The sequence below is a fragment of the Rhizorhabdus sp. genome (genome assembly GCF_018006725.1).
In the GTDB taxonomy this organism is placed as follows: domain Bacteria; phylum Pseudomonadota; class Alphaproteobacteria; order Sphingomonadales; family Sphingomonadaceae; genus Rhizorhabdus.
Map to the genome: position 1 here is coordinate 1 of NZ_JAGMXV010000096.1, position 17,164 is coordinate 17,164.

General features: G+C 64.2%; 20 protein-coding genes. 8 read left to right on the top strand and 12 right to left on the bottom strand.

Annotated elements, in window-relative coordinates:
* Positions 1 to 113, top strand: a 113-nt coding sequence (locus tag KAY22_RS14180) for a hypothetical protein (protein ID WP_296624094.1), incomplete at its 5' end; no start/stop codon positions are given.
* 259 nt (positions 114 to 372) lie between these two features.
* Here the strand turns inward: KAY22_RS14180 and KAY22_RS14185 are convergent.
* Positions 373 to 765 carry a glycine zipper 2TM domain-containing protein gene (locus tag KAY22_RS14185; RefSeq protein WP_296624077.1) on the bottom strand — a complete coding sequence of 131 codons (393 nt, stop codon included), beginning with the start codon at positions 763 to 765 and terminating at the stop codon, positions 373 to 375.
* A 205-nt stretch (positions 766 to 970) separates the two neighbouring features.
* Between KAY22_RS14185 and KAY22_RS14190 the strand changes: the two genes are divergently transcribed.
* The gene (locus KAY22_RS14190) at positions 971 to 1,918 is read left to right on the top strand and encodes an esterase-like activity of phytase family protein (protein ID WP_296624078.1); all 948 of its coding nucleotides are present in this window, start codon (positions 971 to 973) and stop codon (positions 1,916 to 1,918) included.
* A 95-nt stretch (positions 1,919 to 2,013) separates the two neighbouring features.
* Here KAY22_RS14190 and rpmB read toward each other — a convergent pair whose 3' ends face one another.
* Positions 2,014 to 2,304, bottom strand: a complete 291-nt coding sequence (gene rpmB / locus KAY22_RS14195) for a 50S ribosomal protein L28 (protein WP_165323937.1) — start codon at positions 2,302 to 2,304, stop codon at positions 2,014 to 2,016.
* Between the two features lie 160 nt (positions 2,305 to 2,464).
* Between rpmB and KAY22_RS14200 the strand changes: the two genes are divergently transcribed.
* From KAY22_RS14200 to KAY22_RS14220, 5 genes are all read left to right on the top strand, one after another.
* Positions 2,465 to 2,779, top strand: a complete 315-nt coding sequence (locus KAY22_RS14200; protein WP_296624079.1) for a hypothetical protein — start codon at positions 2,465 to 2,467, stop codon at positions 2,777 to 2,779.
* A 163-nt stretch (positions 2,780 to 2,942) separates the two neighbouring features.
* Positions 2,943 to 3,395 (top strand): nucleoside deaminase, encoded by a 453-nt coding sequence (locus tag KAY22_RS14205; RefSeq protein WP_296624080.1) that lies wholly within the window; start codon positions 2,943 to 2,945, stop codon positions 3,393 to 3,395.
* 37 nt (positions 3,396 to 3,432) lie between these two features.
* On the top strand, positions 3,433 to 4,773 hold the full coding sequence (locus KAY22_RS14210; protein ID WP_296624081.1) for a hemolysin family protein: 1,341 nt from the start codon (positions 3,433 to 3,435) through the stop codon (positions 4,771 to 4,773).
* Between the two features lie 197 nt (positions 4,774 to 4,970).
* Complete coding sequence (locus KAY22_RS14215; RefSeq protein WP_247710551.1) at positions 4,971 to 5,246, top strand: HU family DNA-binding protein; 276 nt, start codon at positions 4,971 to 4,973, stop codon at positions 5,244 to 5,246.
* A 110-nt stretch (positions 5,247 to 5,356) separates the two neighbouring features.
* Entirely contained in the window at positions 5,357 to 5,689 is a 333-nt protein-coding gene (locus KAY22_RS14220; RefSeq protein WP_296624082.1) for a hypothetical protein, read from the top strand.
* Here KAY22_RS14220 and KAY22_RS14225 read toward each other — a convergent pair.
* The 6 genes from KAY22_RS14225 to KAY22_RS14250 form a co-directional block, all read right to left on the bottom strand.
* Positions 5,675 to 6,202: a MarR family transcriptional regulator gene (locus tag KAY22_RS14225; protein WP_296624083.1), complete on the bottom strand. Its 528-nt coding sequence runs from the start codon at positions 6,200 to 6,202 to the stop codon at positions 5,675 to 5,677. The two genes, KAY22_RS14220 and KAY22_RS14225, sit on opposite strands and share 15 nt — an antisense overlap.
* Before the next feature lie 194 nt (positions 6,203 to 6,396).
* A complete protein-coding gene (locus KAY22_RS14230) occupies positions 6,397 to 7,560 on the bottom strand; it encodes an aminotransferase class I/II-fold pyridoxal phosphate-dependent enzyme (protein WP_296624084.1) in 1,164 nt (387 codons plus the stop codon).
* Between the two features lie 39 nt (positions 7,561 to 7,599).
* Positions 7,600 to 7,986 carry a RidA family protein gene (locus KAY22_RS14235; RefSeq protein WP_296624085.1) on the bottom strand — a complete coding sequence of 129 codons (387 nt, stop codon included), beginning with the start codon at positions 7,984 to 7,986 and terminating at the stop codon, positions 7,600 to 7,602.
* 3 nt (positions 7,987 to 7,989) lie between these two features.
* A complete protein-coding gene (locus KAY22_RS14240) occupies positions 7,990 to 8,907 on the bottom strand; it encodes a bile acid:sodium symporter family protein (RefSeq protein ID WP_296624086.1) in 918 nt (305 codons plus the stop codon).
* 239 nt (positions 8,908 to 9,146) lie between these two features.
* Positions 9,147 to 12,521 (bottom strand): glycosyltransferase, encoded by a 3,375-nt coding sequence (locus KAY22_RS14245; RefSeq protein WP_296624087.1) that lies wholly within the window; start codon positions 12,519 to 12,521, stop codon positions 9,147 to 9,149.
* 105 nt (positions 12,522 to 12,626) lie between these two features.
* Positions 12,627 to 13,505, bottom strand: a complete 879-nt coding sequence (locus KAY22_RS14250) for a sugar phosphate isomerase/epimerase (protein WP_296624088.1) — start codon at positions 13,503 to 13,505, stop codon at positions 12,627 to 12,629.
* Positions 13,506 to 13,666: 161 nt separating this feature from the next.
* Here KAY22_RS14250 and KAY22_RS14255 point away from each other — a divergent pair, with 161 nt between their 5' ends.
* Positions 13,667 to 14,245, top strand: coding sequence for a TetR/AcrR family transcriptional regulator (locus KAY22_RS14255; protein ID WP_296624089.1), 579 nt, complete (start codon positions 13,667 to 13,669; stop codon positions 14,243 to 14,245).
* 27 nt (positions 14,246 to 14,272) lie between these two features.
* Here the strand turns inward: KAY22_RS14255 and KAY22_RS14260 are convergent, their stop codons facing one another.
* From KAY22_RS14260 to KAY22_RS14275, 4 genes are all read right to left on the bottom strand, one after another.
* Positions 14,273 to 14,491, bottom strand: coding sequence for a hypothetical protein (locus tag KAY22_RS14260; protein ID WP_296624090.1), 219 nt, complete (start codon positions 14,489 to 14,491; stop codon positions 14,273 to 14,275).
* A 65-nt stretch (positions 14,492 to 14,556) separates the two neighbouring features.
* The gene (locus KAY22_RS14265; protein ID WP_296624091.1) at positions 14,557 to 14,763 is read right to left on the bottom strand and encodes a cold-shock protein; all 207 of its coding nucleotides are present in this window, start codon (positions 14,761 to 14,763) and stop codon (positions 14,557 to 14,559) included.
* 205 nt (positions 14,764 to 14,968) lie between these two features.
* Complete coding sequence (locus KAY22_RS14270) at positions 14,969 to 16,363, bottom strand: diguanylate cyclase (RefSeq protein WP_296624092.1); 1,395 nt, start codon at positions 16,361 to 16,363, stop codon at positions 14,969 to 14,971.
* 230 nt (positions 16,364 to 16,593) lie between these two features.
* Positions 16,594 to 17,164: FAD-binding protein (locus KAY22_RS14275; RefSeq protein WP_296624093.1), on the bottom strand; the 571-nt coding region annotated here is incomplete at its 5' end.

Below are 17,164 nucleotides of genomic sequence, written 5' to 3' on the forward strand. Positions count from 1 at the left end.
GCCATGACGTGACCCGCTATTATCAGCGTGCGGTGACAATCATGGACGTCGAACAGCTGGGCGGCACGATGGTCGAGCAACTGGCGGCCCTGTTCGACCTGGAACCGCGCTGAATATAGTGTGAGCCCTCAAGTGCCGGGCGCCGGACATCCGTCCGGCTTGTCTATCCTCGCATAAGCTCGGGCGCGCGATCGCGCTTGCGGAGCCCTGGCAGGCTCCGGCTTCTGTCTCAGGCTTGGCGCGGTAAACACGTAAGTGGAGGGCCGCCGCCTCCTCCAGCGAGACGACGACCCTCCTCCCCACAACGCCACGCGGGGAACTGATTAGGGGATGGGGTTAGGTCCGGCGGCTGGCGCCGGACCCTGCCTATGCTCAGCAGTTGCGGTCGATCGCGCGGCCGGCCAAGGCGCCTACGCCCGCGCCGAGAATGGCGCCGGTCGTGCCGTCGCCGCGATCATAGCGGCCATTGCCGATCTCATGGCCCAGCAGGCCGCCGGCGATGGCGCCGATGATCGTACCGCCGGTGCCCTTGTCGCGGCAGCGACCACGATCGCCGCGATAATAGCCGCGGTCCCGGCTATAGCCACGATCCCTGTAATAGCCGTCCCGGCGATAGCCGCGATCGCCATAATAGCCACGGTCGCCGCGCCAGTCGCGGACCTGCTCGTAACGGCCACCATAATATTGGGCCTGAGCCGCCATCGGGACGGTCGCCGTGAAGACAGCAGTGGTGGCGGCAACGGCCGCGAGAATCTTGCGCAACATAAAACCTCCTCCTCGACCATCCGTCCCTCGGGGCGAAACCCCTGTGGATCGGCGGGGTCGATCGATGAGACGCTTTTCCCATGATTCGCGTGAGCCGAGGCTGAACGCCGTTGTTGGCGGGCGTTCATGTTTCGCGCAGCGCACCGGGCGGCGTTCGGGCGCAATTGCCTTGGGAATCACGGGATCAGCCGCTATTCGCGGGCGCATGAGAAAGCTGCACGCCGCACTGCTTTTCTGCCTTCTGCCCAGTTCGGCCAGCTTCCCCGAATCCTCGACAGAGCGCGTCGTCGCAACCGCCGTCCCGCTCGACCCCTCCGCTCCGGAAAGGCGACGTTTCGGGCGGCTGCGCTATGTCGGTGGCTGGCATCTGACCAGTCGCCAGCGCAACTTCGGCGGCTATTCGGCGCTGCACGGAGATGGCCGGGATTTTCTGACGATCGCGGACACCGGCCAATATCTGCGCTTCACCATGGAGCGGGGGCAGCTCGTGCGGACGCGCTTCGGCAATCTGCCCGGCTTTCCCGGCCCGACGGGCAACAAGCGTGACCGTGACGCCGAATCGATGGCGATCGGTCCGGAAGGGGATGTCTGGGTAGGATATGAATATCGCAACGCGGTCATCCGCTATTCGGCAGACCTGTCGACGGTGCTGTCGACGGGCTGGCCGCCCGCAATGGCCAACTGGGCGCGAAATTCCGGGGCGGAGGCGATGGTCAGGCTCGACGGCGGTCGCTTCGTGATCTTTGCGGAGGGGAAGATGATCGCGCCGGGCGTAAAGGCCGCGCTGATGTTCCCCGGCGACCCGAGCCAGTCGCGCAACCGGCCTTATCAATTCGGCTACCGACCACCCAAAGGCTATGTACCGAGCGACGCTGCGCTGCTTCCGGATGGACGAATCATTGTCCTGAACCGCCGATTCGGCCTTCTGGACGGCTTCTCGGCGGCGCTGACGATCGTCGATCCCGCGAAGATCGTGCCGGGTGCCACGGTGCCCGGAGAGATGCTGGGTGCGTTCGCGCCGCCGCTCAACATCGACAACATGGAAGGGATCACAGCTACGCTGGAGGGTGGGCGGACGATGCTCTGGCTTATCTCGGACGATAATCAGGTACCGATCGAGCGCACCCTGCTGCTCAAATTCGAGCTCGACTGAAGCGTCTGGCCGAAAGGTCCGCAGACACGGAAAAACCGGAGCCCCTCGCGAGGCCCCGGTTACAATCTTTCACCCTCCGCCGAAGCGGAAGCAAATCAGGCGGCGGCCTGCTGCTTCTTGGCGACGTCGCGCTTCAGGCGGCGGGCGCGCAGCGAAAGCTGCTCGTCCGAGGTCTTGAGCAGCCAGTTGTCGAGGCCGCCGACATGCTCGACCGAGCGAAGACCATGGGTCGAAACCCGCAGCTTCACGCCCTTGCCGAGCGAATCGGAGATCAGCGTGACGTTCTGCAGGTTCGGCAGAAAGGTGCGCTTCGTCTTGTTGTTGGCGTGGGAAACGTTGTTGCCCACTTGGCGGCCCTTGCCGGTCAGCTCGCAGATGCGCGACATTGTTCTTCGTCCTGAATGTTCGGGTTGCCCGGAAAGTGGCGGCGGATAACGGTCGCGAGGGGATTCGTCAACCCGCCTGACAGACATGGCTTCCGGTCGATGCAACCGCATAACGACATGTTCGTTACATCCCCTGCCCAACAGGGAGCAGGAGGAAGCTATGAACACCACCAATGAATATCGCGAACCGGCCAGCCGCGGCAATGGCCTGCGCGTCGGTCTGATCGTCGCCGTCGTCGCCATCGTCGCCATCGTCGCCGCTTTCGCGTTCGGGCTGATCGACGTCAATCAGACCCGCGAAACCAAGCTGCCGGAAGTGGCGGTTGAGGGCGGCCAGGCGCCGGCTTTCGACGTCGACACCGCCAAGGTGGACGTCGACACCAAGACCACTGACATCACCGTTCCCAAGGTCGAGGTCGGCACCACCAAGGAAGAGATCAAGGTTCCCACGGTCGACGTCCAGAAGGCGAACTAAGCCGTCTGAGCATTGCCGACCTGGGACATAGCGTCGTCAGGTCGAATCGAACACAAGCGTCGCTCCGGACCGGGGCGGCGCTTTTGTTTTATGGCGGTGCCGCGATCGGACGGATCGCCAGCGATGGCTTTCGCGGACCGTCAAAACGGCTAGAGGATGGGGCATGGCTTTCCCGCTACCCCCGGCGATGCGTCTCGCACTCGACCTGGCCGCTCGCGCGGCACAGGAGGGCGAGGTGCCCGTGGCAGCAGTAGTGATGCGTGACGGCGAGGTCGTGGCGACGGCAGTCAACGTAATGGCCGCCCGGCGTGATCCGACCGCCCATGCCGAGATGGAAGCCATTCGCGAGGCGTGCCGGACGCTCGACCTTCACCGCCTCGACGATTGCGACCTCTATGTGACGCTCGAGCCGTGCGCGATGTGCGCAGGCGCGATCTCGCACGCCAGGGTGCGCCGGCTTTATTTCGCTGCCGAGGATCAGAAGGGCGGTGCCGTCGTCAACGGACCGCGATTTTTTCAGCAGCCGACCTGCCTGCACCGGCCCGAAGTCTATGGCGGGATCGGCGAAGCAGAGGCCGCCCAGCAATTGCGAAACTTCTTCGTCGCGCGGCGATGATCCACGTCACCGGTTGGCAAAATCCGAAATACACGTCATGAGCATGGCAAGCGCCATGCCGCACACAGCCCCCCTGACCCCTTTCCCCTGGTTCGACCTTGTCGTGATCGTGGCGTTGATCGCGCTCAACGGTGTGTTCGCCATGTCCGAACTTGCGATCGTTTCCGCGCGCAAGGCTCGGCTCGAAGCAATGGATCGGGCTGGACGACGGGGCGCCAGGACGGCGATCCTGCTGGCCGCCGATCCCGGCAAGTTCCTGTCGACCGTGCAGATCGGCATCACCCTGATCGGTATTCTCGCCGGTGCCTATTCGGGGGCCAGCCTTGGCGGGCCTGTGGGCGAGCGGCTCGCAATGCTGGGCGTGCCCGAACGGAGCAGCGCGGAGGCGGGCTTCGCACTGGTCATCGCCGTCACCACCTTCCTGTCGCTGATCGTCGGCGAACTGGTGCCCAAGCAATTTGCGCTGCGTGCGCCGGAGCCGATTGCGGCCTTACTCGCGGTGCCGATGCTGTGGCTTTCGCGGCTGACAGCACCGTTCGTGTGGCTGCTCGACAAGACCAGCGGGCTCGTCTTCAAGATCCTCGGCCTGAACCGCGAATCCGAAAGTCACGTGACCGCCGAGGAGCTTCACCTGATCGTGGCCGAAGCGTCCTCGGCAGGCGTAATCGAGGAGAGCGAGCGGGCGATCATCTCGGGCGTCGTCCGTCTGGCGGATCGACCCGTGCGCGAGGTGATGACCCCGCGGACCGAGGTCGAGTGGATCGACATCAACGACGATATCGATGCGATCCGCGCGCAACTCGCCGAACTGCCCCATACGCGCATGCCGGTAGGCGACAGCTCGGTCGACCAGCTGCTGGGCGTGATCCACGCGCGTGATCTGGTGCGTGCCCTTCTCGCCGGCGCAGAAATCGATCTCAGGTCGATGCTCAAGAAGGGCATCGTGTTGCCCGACCATGTCGACGCGATGGATGCTCTCAAGGCTCTGCGCGAGGCGGAGGTGCCGATGGCTTTCGTGTACGACGAATATGGTCACTTCGAAGGCTTGGTCGCACCGGCGAACCTCCTGGCGGCGATCGCAGGCGAGTTCGCGTCGGACAAGGACGACGATACCGATCCGGCCTTCGTCGAACGCGAGGATGGCAGCCTTCTCGTGTCGGGTACCGCGTCTGCCGACACCCTCGCGGAGAAACTGGGACTGGAACTTCCCGAGGATCGCGACTTCGCGACCGTTGCAGGGCTGGCGCTCTGGCGGCTCAAGCATCTGCCCGTCACAGGCGAGTCGTTCGACTATAAGGCATGGCGCTTCGAAATCGTCGACATGGATGGACGGCGCATCGACAAACTGCTTGTTTCGGCAATCGTCGACCAAAATTGATCCTAGCTGAACGGGGATGCGGCGCGCGCTTGGGGCGTCTCGTCGAAAAAAAGATGAGAAAAACGATCTAGGCCCGTTTTTTTCCGGATTTCGGGCGACTTTCCAATTGCTCCACAAGAAAGAGCCGCGCACAAGAGGCGCCTTGCGTCGGACCCCGGCGCATAGGGATTTTTCATCAAGCAAGACCAGGAGTGATCATGAACACTGCCGACATCGCTGGCGTTGTCGCCGCCGAACAGGGGATCGACAAGGCCGCCGCCAAGCGCGTCCTTGATGCGGCCCTCAAGGCCATCACCGACGCTGCCCAGAAGGGCGAAGAAGTTTCGCTGCCGGGCTTCGGCAAGTTCAAGGTTACCGACCGTCCTGCACGCGAGGGCCGCAACCCGGCCACGGGTGCGACGCTGACGATCGCCGCTTCCAAGAAGATCTCCTTCACCGCCGCCAAGGCGCTCAAGGATGCGCTGAACGGCTGATCGCCTTCGGCACTTCATGGACAAAGGGGGGCGGCAGCGATGTCGCCCCTTTTTTATGGCGGCTCCCGGCGGACGGGGGCCCGATAGCGCGTTCGGGCGTTGGAACCACCATGCCGGATCATGTGCAATCGAACTGGACGGGCCTGGCGCTCGTTTGCCGCAAGTGCAGCAAGCGTGTCGGAGGTGGCTTCGGTCCCGACGGGCGCATAGCCTTGGCAAAGGCACTGCGAGCGCTCGGCAATCGCCGCAAGGGTCGCAAGGCCGATTTTGGCGTGGTCGAGACGCCCTGCCTCAAACTATGCCCCAAGGGCCGCGTCGTCGCGATCGACGCGCGCTCACCGGAACGCTGGCTGCTGGTGAAGCCGGGAACCGCGATCGACACCGTCGCAGCACGTCTAGGCCTGACAGGTGCAGGCGCAGAAGACGGCCTACTCGATCGGTAGCTTCGACAGATTGGCGCTGATCTTCTGCAAGGTCCGCAGAAGCACGCCAAGGTCGCGATCACTGACGCCCTCCATCGCGCGCACGAACTGACGGCCAACGATCGGGGTAAGCTTGGCGAGAAGCTGGCGTCCTTCCTCAGTCAGTCTGACCTCGGTGATGCGATTGTCCTCGGCATTGGGCTCGGTCGAGACCAGCCCTTGTTCGGCCATGCGATCGATGATCCGGCTCACGGTGGAGCGCTTGGTCAGCGCCGCCTCGGCGATCGCGCCGATGCTCGCGGGCTCGCGTTCCCGCAGAACCGTCATCACGCGGTAGATCGGCTTGGACACGCCGTGCTTGTGCAGCACCTTGTCCATGTCCTCGTGATATTTGAAGTCGGCGTGCGCCATCAGATAGAAGGGCGAGTTTTCCAGTCGGAAGCTGGGATTGCTCGGGTCATAGACGCTTCTGTCCCCCGGCTCCCCCGCCGTGCCCTTCGCCGTCTTCACTGCCTGATTACCCGCCAATGCCATCCGCTCCACCCGATCCCACTGCGACAGCTGTCAAATCTGTCGCTATTGCCCCCAAGGAAGATTAGCCGCTCCGCCGCATATGTATATCCGCCAAAGGTAGAGCCTCGCTTCATCACGCTTCTAAAAGAACACAGCCATGCCGAAACGGAAACCACCCGCCTGCTGGTAATCCCCGCAATGGACGGCCGATCCGGTCAGAGCGAGTTGAAGAAGCGGGCGAGGCGATCCATCGCTTCGCTGATCCTGTCTTCGGATTCCGATCCGAAGCAGATGCGTAAATGGCCTTCGCCGGCGGCGCCGTAGAAGCTGCCAGCTTCTACCACGACATGGGCCTCCAACAGCAGTCGCTCCGCAAGGTCCTGCGCGGGAATGCGGGTCGCGCTTATGTCGGGGAAGGCATAGATGGTTCCTTGCGGCTCCGCGCAGCGCACGTTCGGCATCTGGTTCAGCCGGCCGACGACCAGATCGCGCTTGCGACGATCATCGTCGACCATCGCCTGCATCTCCCCGGAGCCTTCGGTTACGGCGGCGAGCGCTCCGAACTGGATGAAGCTGTTCACATGGGTGACGGCGCTGGTCGAAATCTTGACGAGGCCGGCCATGATATCGGGCGCCGCGACGGCATAGCCGAGCCGCCAGCCGTCCATCGCATAGGCCTTGGTGAAGGCGAACAGCGACACTGTACGCTCCCTCATGCCGGGCAGCGAAGCGATGCTGACATGCTGCGCGCCGAAGGTGATATATTCGTACACCTCGTCGGAAACGACGATCAGGTCGTGGCGGATCGCCACTTCGGCCAAGGCTTCGAGTTCCGCACGCGAATAGACGCGTCCGGTCGGGTTGGCGGGGTTGACGATCACGATCATTCGCGTCGCATCGGTGATGGCGTCCTCGATCCAGTCGGCCCGGATCGAGAAGTCGTTGGCCGCGTCGAGCGGGACGGTGACGATCCTTCCGCCTGCGAGTTCGACCTTGCCGACATGCTGCGGGTAATAAGGATCGAGCAGGATCACTTCGTCGCCGGGGTTCACCAGCGCCATGAAGGCGGCGAAGGAGCCCTGGGTCAGGCCGTTGGTGATCAGGATTTCATCGGGCGAGGCGTCGATCGCGTTGAAGTCGCGCAGTTTCGCCGACAGCGCGGAGCGCAGCGCGCGTTCACCCATCAGGTCGCCATAATGGACATGGCCGTCGCGCAACGCCTGGATCGCCGCATCCTTGATCAGTGCGGGCGTGTCGTGGACCGGCCGTCCGAGTTCGAGGTGGATCAGGTCTTCGGTGTCGATCCGCAGCGCCTGCTCGTACATGCCATAGCTCTTCTTCGACGTGCCGGTGATGCGGTGGGCAAGCTTGGTCATCATGAATCCTGTCAGGGGGGGGCGTTGGCGGCGGCGGCGCGCTCAGGCGGCGGGGCGGCGCGCGGTAATCTCGATCTCGACTTTCGCGCCGGGTGCCGGAATGCCGTTGATCAGGGTCGTATTCGCCGGTCGGCAGTCTGCGAAATAGTCGCGCAGGACAGCGGCCACTGCCATCACGTCGGACGCATCGGTCAGGAAGACGCGGTTACGCACGACATGGCTGAAGTCGGCGCCCTCGGCTGCCAGCACCGTGGCCAGCAGCCGCAGGATATTGCGCGCCTGCTCGGCGGGGTCCTCGGGCATTGCGCCGGTCTCTGGATCGGGACCGACGGTGCCCGACACATGGATGTACAGATCGTCGACGACCGCGCGGGAATAGGCGGCGAGCTCCTCGAACGGCGATCCCGAGGAGAGTCTTTTCAGGTCCATCTTTTAGCTCCGATTGATGGGGGCGGGCGACGCCGTGACACCGACCTCGTCGCGCCGCGCGGCACGGGTGCGCAACCAGGTGACGAAGGGAATGCCGACCGCCATGCCTATGAAGGTGTTGATGATCATCGGCAGCGACATGTCGTTGCGGCCGAGCAAGGTCACCGCGACGAAGATCGCGGTCGCTTCCTGACGCACGATATGTTCCATCGCGATCGCGATGCGCTCGCGCCGCCCGATCCGCGCCAGGTGGCAGGCCAGGAAGGCGATGCCGAGATTGCAGACGTTCATCGCCACGACGATCGCGAGGACGATGCCGAAAGACTGCTTGAGCGTTTCCCATTGCTGCGCGACGATCATGCCGAACACGACCACGAGCACGCTGGTCGACAGCGTCTTGACCGATGGTTCGATGCGCAGGGCGAAGGCGGGCAGGAAGTGCCGGCAAAGCATGCCGGTAGCGACGGGGATGACGGTGATCGACAGGATCTTGCTGATCGATTCCCCCACAGGCACGGTGATCGACTGACCCGCACCGAACACGAACTGCAGCCCGAAATAGGTGATGAACGGGAGTGTGAAGATGTAGACGACGCTGACGAACAGGCTCATCGACACCGACAGGGCGACATTGCCTCGCGCAAGATCGGTCAGCAGGTTCGACAATATTCCGCCGGGACAGGTCGCCAGCAGGATGAAGCCCATCATCAAAGCGGGCGTCGGCGCGAAGCCGACGGCCAGCGCGGTGCCGAACAGCGGGACCAGCAGCAACATGCTGCCGACTCCCACCAGAAAGGCGCGGCTGTTCTCGACGATGCGGGCGAAGTCGCGCGGCACAAGACCGACGCCCATCGAAAACATGATGAGCCACAGCGCAGCAGGCAGAAGATACTGCTCGGCGACCGTCATGATGTCCGTCAACGCACGTCCCCCAATTCCAACTTCCGCCGTCGCGCGGACCGACGCCGGTCTGCCTATCCCGGGGGTGGTGCCGCCGTCGACCGCTAAGGCAAGATGGCGTGGCCTTTCGCCGAAAGCCTGACGACGTTCTGACCCCAGCAAACACGCATTATAGCCATATTCACATGAAATAGGGTTTTATCAACCGCGAAATGGCGGGCATTTCTGCGGCCGGTGACGGCGGTGCCTCGACAGCCCTTTCAGGCTGCCTTGTCGAGCCGAGGCGCCTGACCGCCGCGTGCCGCCTTTGGCCGGTCCGCGTCGAACGGAATCTGGATTATGCCGCTGCGATCGAGCTTGCCCCAGCCGACGCGTGGCCCACGCAGCGCCGACATCACTGCCCTTAGCACCACGGCATAGAGCAGTTGCCGATAGCCGAAGCGCTGCGCCAGCAGACGAAGGAGCGGAAGCCGGCCCTCGCGCCCGTCCAGCCGATAGGCGACCCAGGCACTGGCCGCGTCGACGGCGGCGAAAGCCAGCCAGAAGGCGAGCATCGTCCGCAGATCCTGTTCCATCATGGCGAAGCCGTGATTGGCGGTGCGGAACAATGTGTCGGCGATGCTGACGATCAAGGCCAGGTCGATCAGCGGCGACACCAGCCCTAGCCCGATCTGGAACAGCCAGGCCTGCGGCAGGCCCACCAGGGCCAGCCCGCGAGGCCGCCCGGTCAGAAAGATCCCGCGATGCTTCCACAGGCATTGCAGGGTCCCGAATGCCCAGCGATAGCGTTGCCGGAACAGCGCGCGGAAGCTGTCGGGGGCTTCGGTCCAGGCGATGGCGTCGCTGTCGCAGGCGACTTTCCACCCAGCGCGCCGGATCGCGATGGTGAGGTCCTGATCCTCCGCAAGCGTGTCGTGGGGATAGCCGCCGACCTCGTCGAGCGCGGCACGGCGCCAGGCACCGACGGCACCCGGCACCACGGTCACCGCCCCGAGCGCAGCGAGTGCGCGGCGTTCGAGATTCTGTGCCGTGACATATTCGAGCGCCTGCCAGCGGGTCACGAGATTGACCCGGTTGCCGATCTTCGCATTGCCGGCGACGGCACCGATTGCGGGATCGGCGAACCAGCGCGTGAGCCGTGCGATCGTATCGACTTCGAACTGCGTATCGGCATCGAGCGCGATCACGATCTCGCCCTTCGCCAGTCGCAGGCCTTCGTTGAGAGCGCGCGCCTTGCCGCCATTGGGCAGGCTCAACAGCGTCACGCGCGGGTCCATTCCGAAAGCGTCGGCGACGATCCGACCGGTGCGATCTGTCGATCCGTCGTCGATGACGATCACCTCGATGCGCGGCCCCGCGCTCCCGAGCACACGGTGCACCGACGCTTCGATGACCTTCTCCTCATTATAGGCGGGAATGAGCACCGAGACGAAAGCGGGGACCAGATGCGGTGCTGCGTCAGGCGGACCTGGACGACGTGCCTGCACCAGCGCCAGCACCGTCATGATGAGAGCGCGCGTCATGCCGAGGCCGATCGCGACGAAGAAGAGGATGCCGAGCGTCTTGCCCGCCAGGGCGAGAAAGCCGAACAGGCCGCTGGCCCCGTCCGCGGCCATGCCATGGGCGCCGGCCAGCGGCGGCATGGCCGCGTCGCGGTTCAGTCCAGCCAGCCGCGATACGGTGACGAAAGTGTATCCCTGCGCGCGCAACTCGGCGATGATCCCGGGGAGAGCCGCCACCGTCGCGCTGCGATCGCCGCCCGAATCGTGCAGCAGCACGATCTGGGTCGCGCGAACGCCTTTGCCCGACAGGACCTGATCGACCGTTCGCCGCACGATCCGGTCCGGCGTCGTCGCGGTCCAGTCGAGCGGATCGACGTTGAGGCCGACCGAGAGATAGCCCATTTCTGCGGCGACAGTCGAAGCCCGCAGTTCGGCCGCCCTGTTCGGTTCGGCGTCACCCAGATAGGGTGCGCGGAACAGGCGCATCGACCGACCGGTATAGCTTTCGACCAGCCGCTGGGTGGTGTTGATCTCGAACCGTATCGCCGCTTCGGGCAGGCGGTCGAGATCCGGATGCGTGGTCGAATGATTGCCAAGTTCGCTCCCCTCTTCGACGATCCGGCGAAGAAGAGCCGCCTCGCCGAGCGCATTTGCACCGGTCACGAAGAAGGTGGCCGGTACGCTTTCACGCTTGAGAACGTCGAGTATCTGCGGTGTCCAGCGCGGGTCCGGACCATCGTCGAAGGTCAGGGCGACGAGGCGCGGCTGCAGCCCCGCTCGCTGGATGATGTTGTGGGAGGGCAGGGCGTGATAGCGGGCATCGCGGATCAGGCCATCCTCCCCGATCGGCAGGTCCCGCCGACCCGGCTCGGCGCGCCGGGCCAGGCGCAATATCTCGCCATTGCCGAGTAGCTGGACATTGTCTCGGTTGGGCATCGTGCCGATTTCGGGAACGCCGCCCGCAGGTGTGGCGAGGACCTGCCAGAAGCCGGGATCCTCACTGCCCAGCCGCCACAGGGCCACGCCTCGGGCGCCGAGATGCCTGGTCGTCTGGAGGTCGTTCCAGGCGCTGAGAGCATCCAATATCCAAAGGGTGTGAGCCACGCCGTCCCTGCGGTAGTCGACATGACTGTTGCCCGTCGCCCGGTCGAAGCGGGGCAGGGTGCCAGCGGCGGTGGCCCGCTCCCAGGCCTGCGCGACGGTCAGAGGCTCGGCGACGCCCTTGCCCCAGTCATAGGCATAGTTGCCGATCGCGACGATTGCCTTGTCCCGGCCCGTTTCGGCGACGGCGCGGCCGACGACGTCGGCAAACCAGGCCTGCGATGCGATAGGCCCGGGCTCGCCTTCGGGCCAATGCTCGTCATAGGCCATAAGGAACAGCCGGTCGACCAAGGGCGCGTAGCGGCCGAGCGCCCATTCTGGGTCGCCCACCGGCGCGGCGATCGTCAACAGCAGTCCGCTGGCGGAGAGCCGCTTTCGTGCGCGCTTCAGAAAGCTCCGATAGGCTCGATGCGCCGATGGCGGAAGATTTTCGAAATCGAGTAGGACGCCGCGTGCCTTCTCGGCCCGTGCGGCCTTGTCGATCCGGTCGATCAGCAGGCTGCTCGCCCGCGCGTCGGCGAAGAGTCGCGCGCTGTTCTTTCCGTCCCATCCGGTTTCGACACTGACATTCTGTACCATCAGCAGAAGCTTGCGGCGCGACTGACTGCCCAGCACCTGCCGCAGATGCGGATCGCTTTCCCAGCGCCAGCGATGGTCGGCGCCATGCACGGTCGCGAGCCCTGCCGCGACGAAGTCCAGCTCGCCGGCATGGGATGTCAGCGACTCCCGGCTGGCGGCATCCCACGGCATGTAGAAGCCGGTGCGCTCCAACCTTCCTGCCGGGGCCGCTGCCGGCTGAGAGGGAAGCCATGGCGCGGCATCCTCGCGCCCGGGCGGGACGATGCCTGTCTTCAGGGGAGTGGCTGCCGGCGTGAAGCCCGGCAAGTCCGGAGCCGAGCGTTGTTCTATCGTCAGCAGCGCGACGCCAAGAACGAGCACGGCCAGTGCGGCAGAAAGCGCTGCGAAGCGAATGATCCAGCGGACGATGACCGCCCGTCTGCCGGTCGGATCATGAAAAATCTGAGACTGCACGCCGCCACCCACCCGATGCGATGCGGATGGCTATGCCTGCGAAAGATGAACGTCCCATAAAGCAGACCTGGCAGCTTTACGGTAACCCATCAGGGGGATGTCCCGTCACCGGCCCGGAAAATAGCGCCGCGCAGTCTCGAACGAGCGTCGCGCCGCCTCTTCGGGAGTTCGGGCCCGCTGTTCGACCGACAATATCTCGACGCCCCAGGCGCCGTTATAGCCGGTTTCCGCAATGGCCCGCAGGAAGGCGGGCAAGGGAAGTTCGCCCTCGCCGCATAGGCGCCTGCGATCGATCGTGTCGTCGACGATCGAGCCTTGCTGGACTGCGTCAGCATCATCGATCTCGACGTGCAGGATATGGGCGGGATCCATCCTGGCGATGTCGGCAAAATCGATGCCGCCACGGACCATGTGCCAGATATCGAGCAGCAGGCCGCCGTTCGGCCGCCCCGCACCGGCGACAATCGCGGTGCCGACGTCGAGATTGGCGATCGAGCTTCCGGGAAAGACTTCGATGCAGATGCCGGTACCGGCCCGCGCAGCATCGTCGCAGAGACCGGCGAAATCCTCGATCACACCCTCGATCGGCCAATCGCCATTGGCGAGGTCCCCGCCGACCTTGAGGTGCACCGCCCCGATATCTGCGGCAGCGTCGAGCAGGGCGGCGCGCAGCTTGTCCGACTCCGCCCGGCGATCGCCAGAGGCATACCAGTCGACCAGCACCTCCAGCTCGATCAGTTCGAGGCCATTGGCCTCGGCGATGATGCGGATTTCCCTGGGGCCCAATGTCTTCATCAGATGCAGCACGTCCTGCGCGCCGAGCCCGATGCCGCGATAGCCGGCGCGTCCGGCCGCCTCGGCGCGGAGAGCGAAGGGGACCGGGCTGACGGTGCTGGCGGCAAAGGGGTTCACATCGCCCGCCAGAGTGAAATAGGTGGCGACGATCAAGGGATCTGCCGACAGGCTTCCTGCAGTCTCGGTCATCGGCATCCTCTCGCCACCCTTCCCTTTTCGCGGGAACTTCGATCGCTGCATTGGACAGCGTGTGGACCGCTCCGCCAAGCTGGCCTTTATGTGGAGGGAAGGCAGTTGTTGCGCTGCACCAAGATCGCCATAAACGCCGCCGAGGAGTGTGCGAAGCGCTTATGCCCAAGATTGTCGATCACGAAGCCCGCCGGCGGCAGGTTGCCGAGATAGCCGCGACGCTGATCGCGCGCTGCGGACTCGAAGGCACCAAGGTGCGCGACATCGCTGCGCTCGCCGGCTGCAGCACGTCCATCGTCTCGCATTATTTTCACAGCAAGCACGAACTGCTGCTGTCGGCTTACCGTCTGTGCATGGAGCGGACTTCGTCGCGGGTCGACGCGGCGACCGGGGCGGGGCGTCCTCTGGCCGAGATATTGTCGGGCGTTCTGCCGCTAGACGAGGAGCGGATGGACAGCTGGCGAATATGGCTGGCCTTCTGGGGGCTCGCCACCACCGACGAGGCCTTTCTGATCGAGCAACGCCAGCGCAGCCGCGAAGCGGTCGATCTGTTCCACCGGGCGATCATTTCCACCGGCAGGATCGTCGAGGGTGAGGGGTCGTTTCTGATTGCGCAGGCGCTGTTGAGCGCCGCAGCAGGGATCGCGACCCAGGCGGTCTATGACCCCGAACGATGGCCCGCAGACCGGCAGCGCGAGATATTGGCGCTGCATATTGCCGGCCACCTGCCGCAGCCCTGAACCGGACTGCGGCCGGAAGACCAGGGGTCAGCCGTGCAGCGATCGCAGCGGCTGACGCACCACGCGGCCCGTGATCACCTTGGCGCCATAATGGCGGGTGATCGCGGCGCAGCCGGCGGCGTTGCTCAACACGACGCGCGAACCACCCGAGGTCAGAACCTCGATGGCGGTGATGCTGGCGCCGACCTTGGCGCAGCTCTGCGCGATATGGTCGGGTGTGGCTTGAATGTTGACGGCTCTGGACATGACGGTTCCTCTGTGTCGCGGGATAGGAAGAGGGCGGGCGTATCGAAATACGCCCGCTTCCTGCATCACGCCGCCTGGAGGTTTACCGCGCTCGTCTTGCCGCGATTGTTGGTTTCCAGCTCGTAGGAAATGCGCTGGTCACGATCGAGGGTGCGCATGCCCGCGCGCTCGACGGCCGAAATATGGACGAAAGCATCGCTGCTGCCGTCTTCCGGCGAAATGAAGCCATAGCCCTTGTCGACATTGAAGAATTTGACGGTACCGGTGATCATGGGGAGTATCCTTGTCCCATAGATATGACGGGCATGGGCCAACAGCGGCACATCCTGGCTTCGTGAGGCTTGAAAGGGACAAGGGGGAGCCAAAGCGGCCCGTTATCCGTCGCATACGACGTCAGCGCGGCTGCTATAGCCGATCAGCCGGTAAAAAGGAAGTCACGGCCCTCGGTCGATCATGTCTACCCGGATCAGCCGTTTTTCAGAACCAGCCGGAGGATTCGCTCGAAGGCGCCCAATGGTTGCGGGCAGCCTTGTCCGCGCGTTTCGCCGCATACATGCGCTCGTCTGCGAGATGCATTATGGCGGCGGCATCCAGTCTGTCCGTTCCACCGCAGAAAACTGACCCGAGGCTGGCGGTGATCGGCCATCCCCGGGCTTCGCCAAGGGCGGAGATGCCCGTTCGGGCCGCTTTGGTGCAGCGGTCGAACTCCTCTTCGACAATGTCTGGAAGGATGAGGACGAACTCGTCGCCGGACAGTCTTGCCGCCATGCCGCGACTGCTTGTCAGGGAGCGCAATACCCTGGAAACTTCGATCAGGCATTCGTCTCCGGTGAAATGGCCATGCGCGTCGTTCACGGATTTGAACCCGTCGAGGTCGATGAAGGCCACCCCCACGCCCTGCGATGATTGTGCGAGAACCTGGGGTAGATATTCGGCCACGGAAAGCCGGTTGGGCAGGCGCGTCAACTGGTCGTACTGGGCGTCCTCCTGCGCGCGCCGTTGAACGCCGATATCTTCCAGAACGGATACGAAGAAATTTTCCTCCGGCCGCTCGCCTTCGATCAGGTTTACTGTCAGCCGCGCCCAGCGGATCGCCTCATCGCCGCCGATATAGCGCTTTTCCATCGTGTAGCTGTCGATCTCGCCACGTTGTAGCCGGCCCAGATTTGCGAGATCGGCGAGAAGATCATCGGGATGGGTGATGTTCTGAAAGCCGATCTGTTCTAGATCGCGCCTGTCACGGCCTACGATTTCGGCGAAACGATCGTTGATCCGGAGCAGCCTGCCGTCGAGATCGACGAGTGCCACGCCCACTGCGGCCTGTTCGAACATCGCCTGGAGCCGGCGATGCAGCGAAGCCGACGTGTTGCGCTGTTGTCGGGCGTCCTGCGCATAAAGTGCGACGCACAAGGGATAAGCCAGCAATTCGCCTGTCACGAGATCGTCGCTCGAGAAGGCGAACGGTCTATGCGATGCGAGCTTGAGCACGCCTCGCACCCGATTGCCGATGATTGCTGGAACGAGGATCAGGGAGGAGATGTTGAAGCGGCGGCACGCTGCAGCTGTTGCCGGACAGGAGTTCTGGAGGCCGTCGCAAATGACCGCCTTTCCGCTGAACATGACGCCGGCGGAGAGGCTGCCCTTGATAGGCATGCGATGCCCCGCAAATCCCGATACGGTGCCGCTACAGGCGGTCAGCACCACTTCATCCCCGTCGACCATCTCATAGACTGCGCCATCCGCGGCGGGGATCATATCGAGCGCGGCTTCGACGACCATCTGAGCCACCTGTTCGAGATTCTCGCAGGCGGCAAGGCAGTCCCGTTGCAATTTGCGGTAGCGTATTGCGGCATTCCCCTGGGGCATCGGCATGGGCTCTGTGCGCGAAGCATGGGACGCCCCGAGCCTTGAGTTTGACCATTCCGCCCGTGCTGCCCCCATCACGTCCCCTCGCCTGCTATCGTTTGCACTTTTGCGCGCCATCGTTTGCACGATGTGTTGCGAATTCTCTTAAGCTCTTCCTAACGGTCGGCCCTGTGCAAGGTCTCGGCGACCGCACTCAGCCTAAAGTATAAGGAAGAGCCGTTCTTGCGTCGGAAGGTTCAAACCGATTTGCCCAGCGCGTGGTTAGCGGCGATGTAGCCGAAGGTCAGCGCCGGGCCGATCGTGCCCCCTGCACCATAATAGGCGTTGCGGGTTGGCGCCGCGATGCAGTTGCCCGCGCCGTACAACCCGGGGATCGGTTCGCCATTCGCGGACAGCACCTGCGCATGGTGGTTGATGCGCGGGCCGCCATTGGTGTCGAGCGCGCCGGCGGCGAGGATGAAGGCATAATAGGGACCTTCATCGGCAAAAGGGTGCATGGTGATATTGGGATAGGGGTTGGCGCCGTGAGGGCTCCCTTCACGCGCGGCCGAAAACAGCTTGTGCCACTGCACGTCGTACAGCTGCGCGCCCCGATCGAAATCGGCGTCGCGGCCGGCCTTGGCATAGGCGTCGTAACGGCCGAGGCTCTCCTTCGCCGCCGCTGCAAAGCCGGGAGCGAGCCTGACCCCACCGCTACGCGCGCCCAGCGCGGATAGTTTTGCATCAAGCCGGTCGAACAGGGCGTCCCAGCTGTCACCCTTGACGAGATAGGGACTGTCTGTGCCGCTCGCGGGCATCGGATAGGCC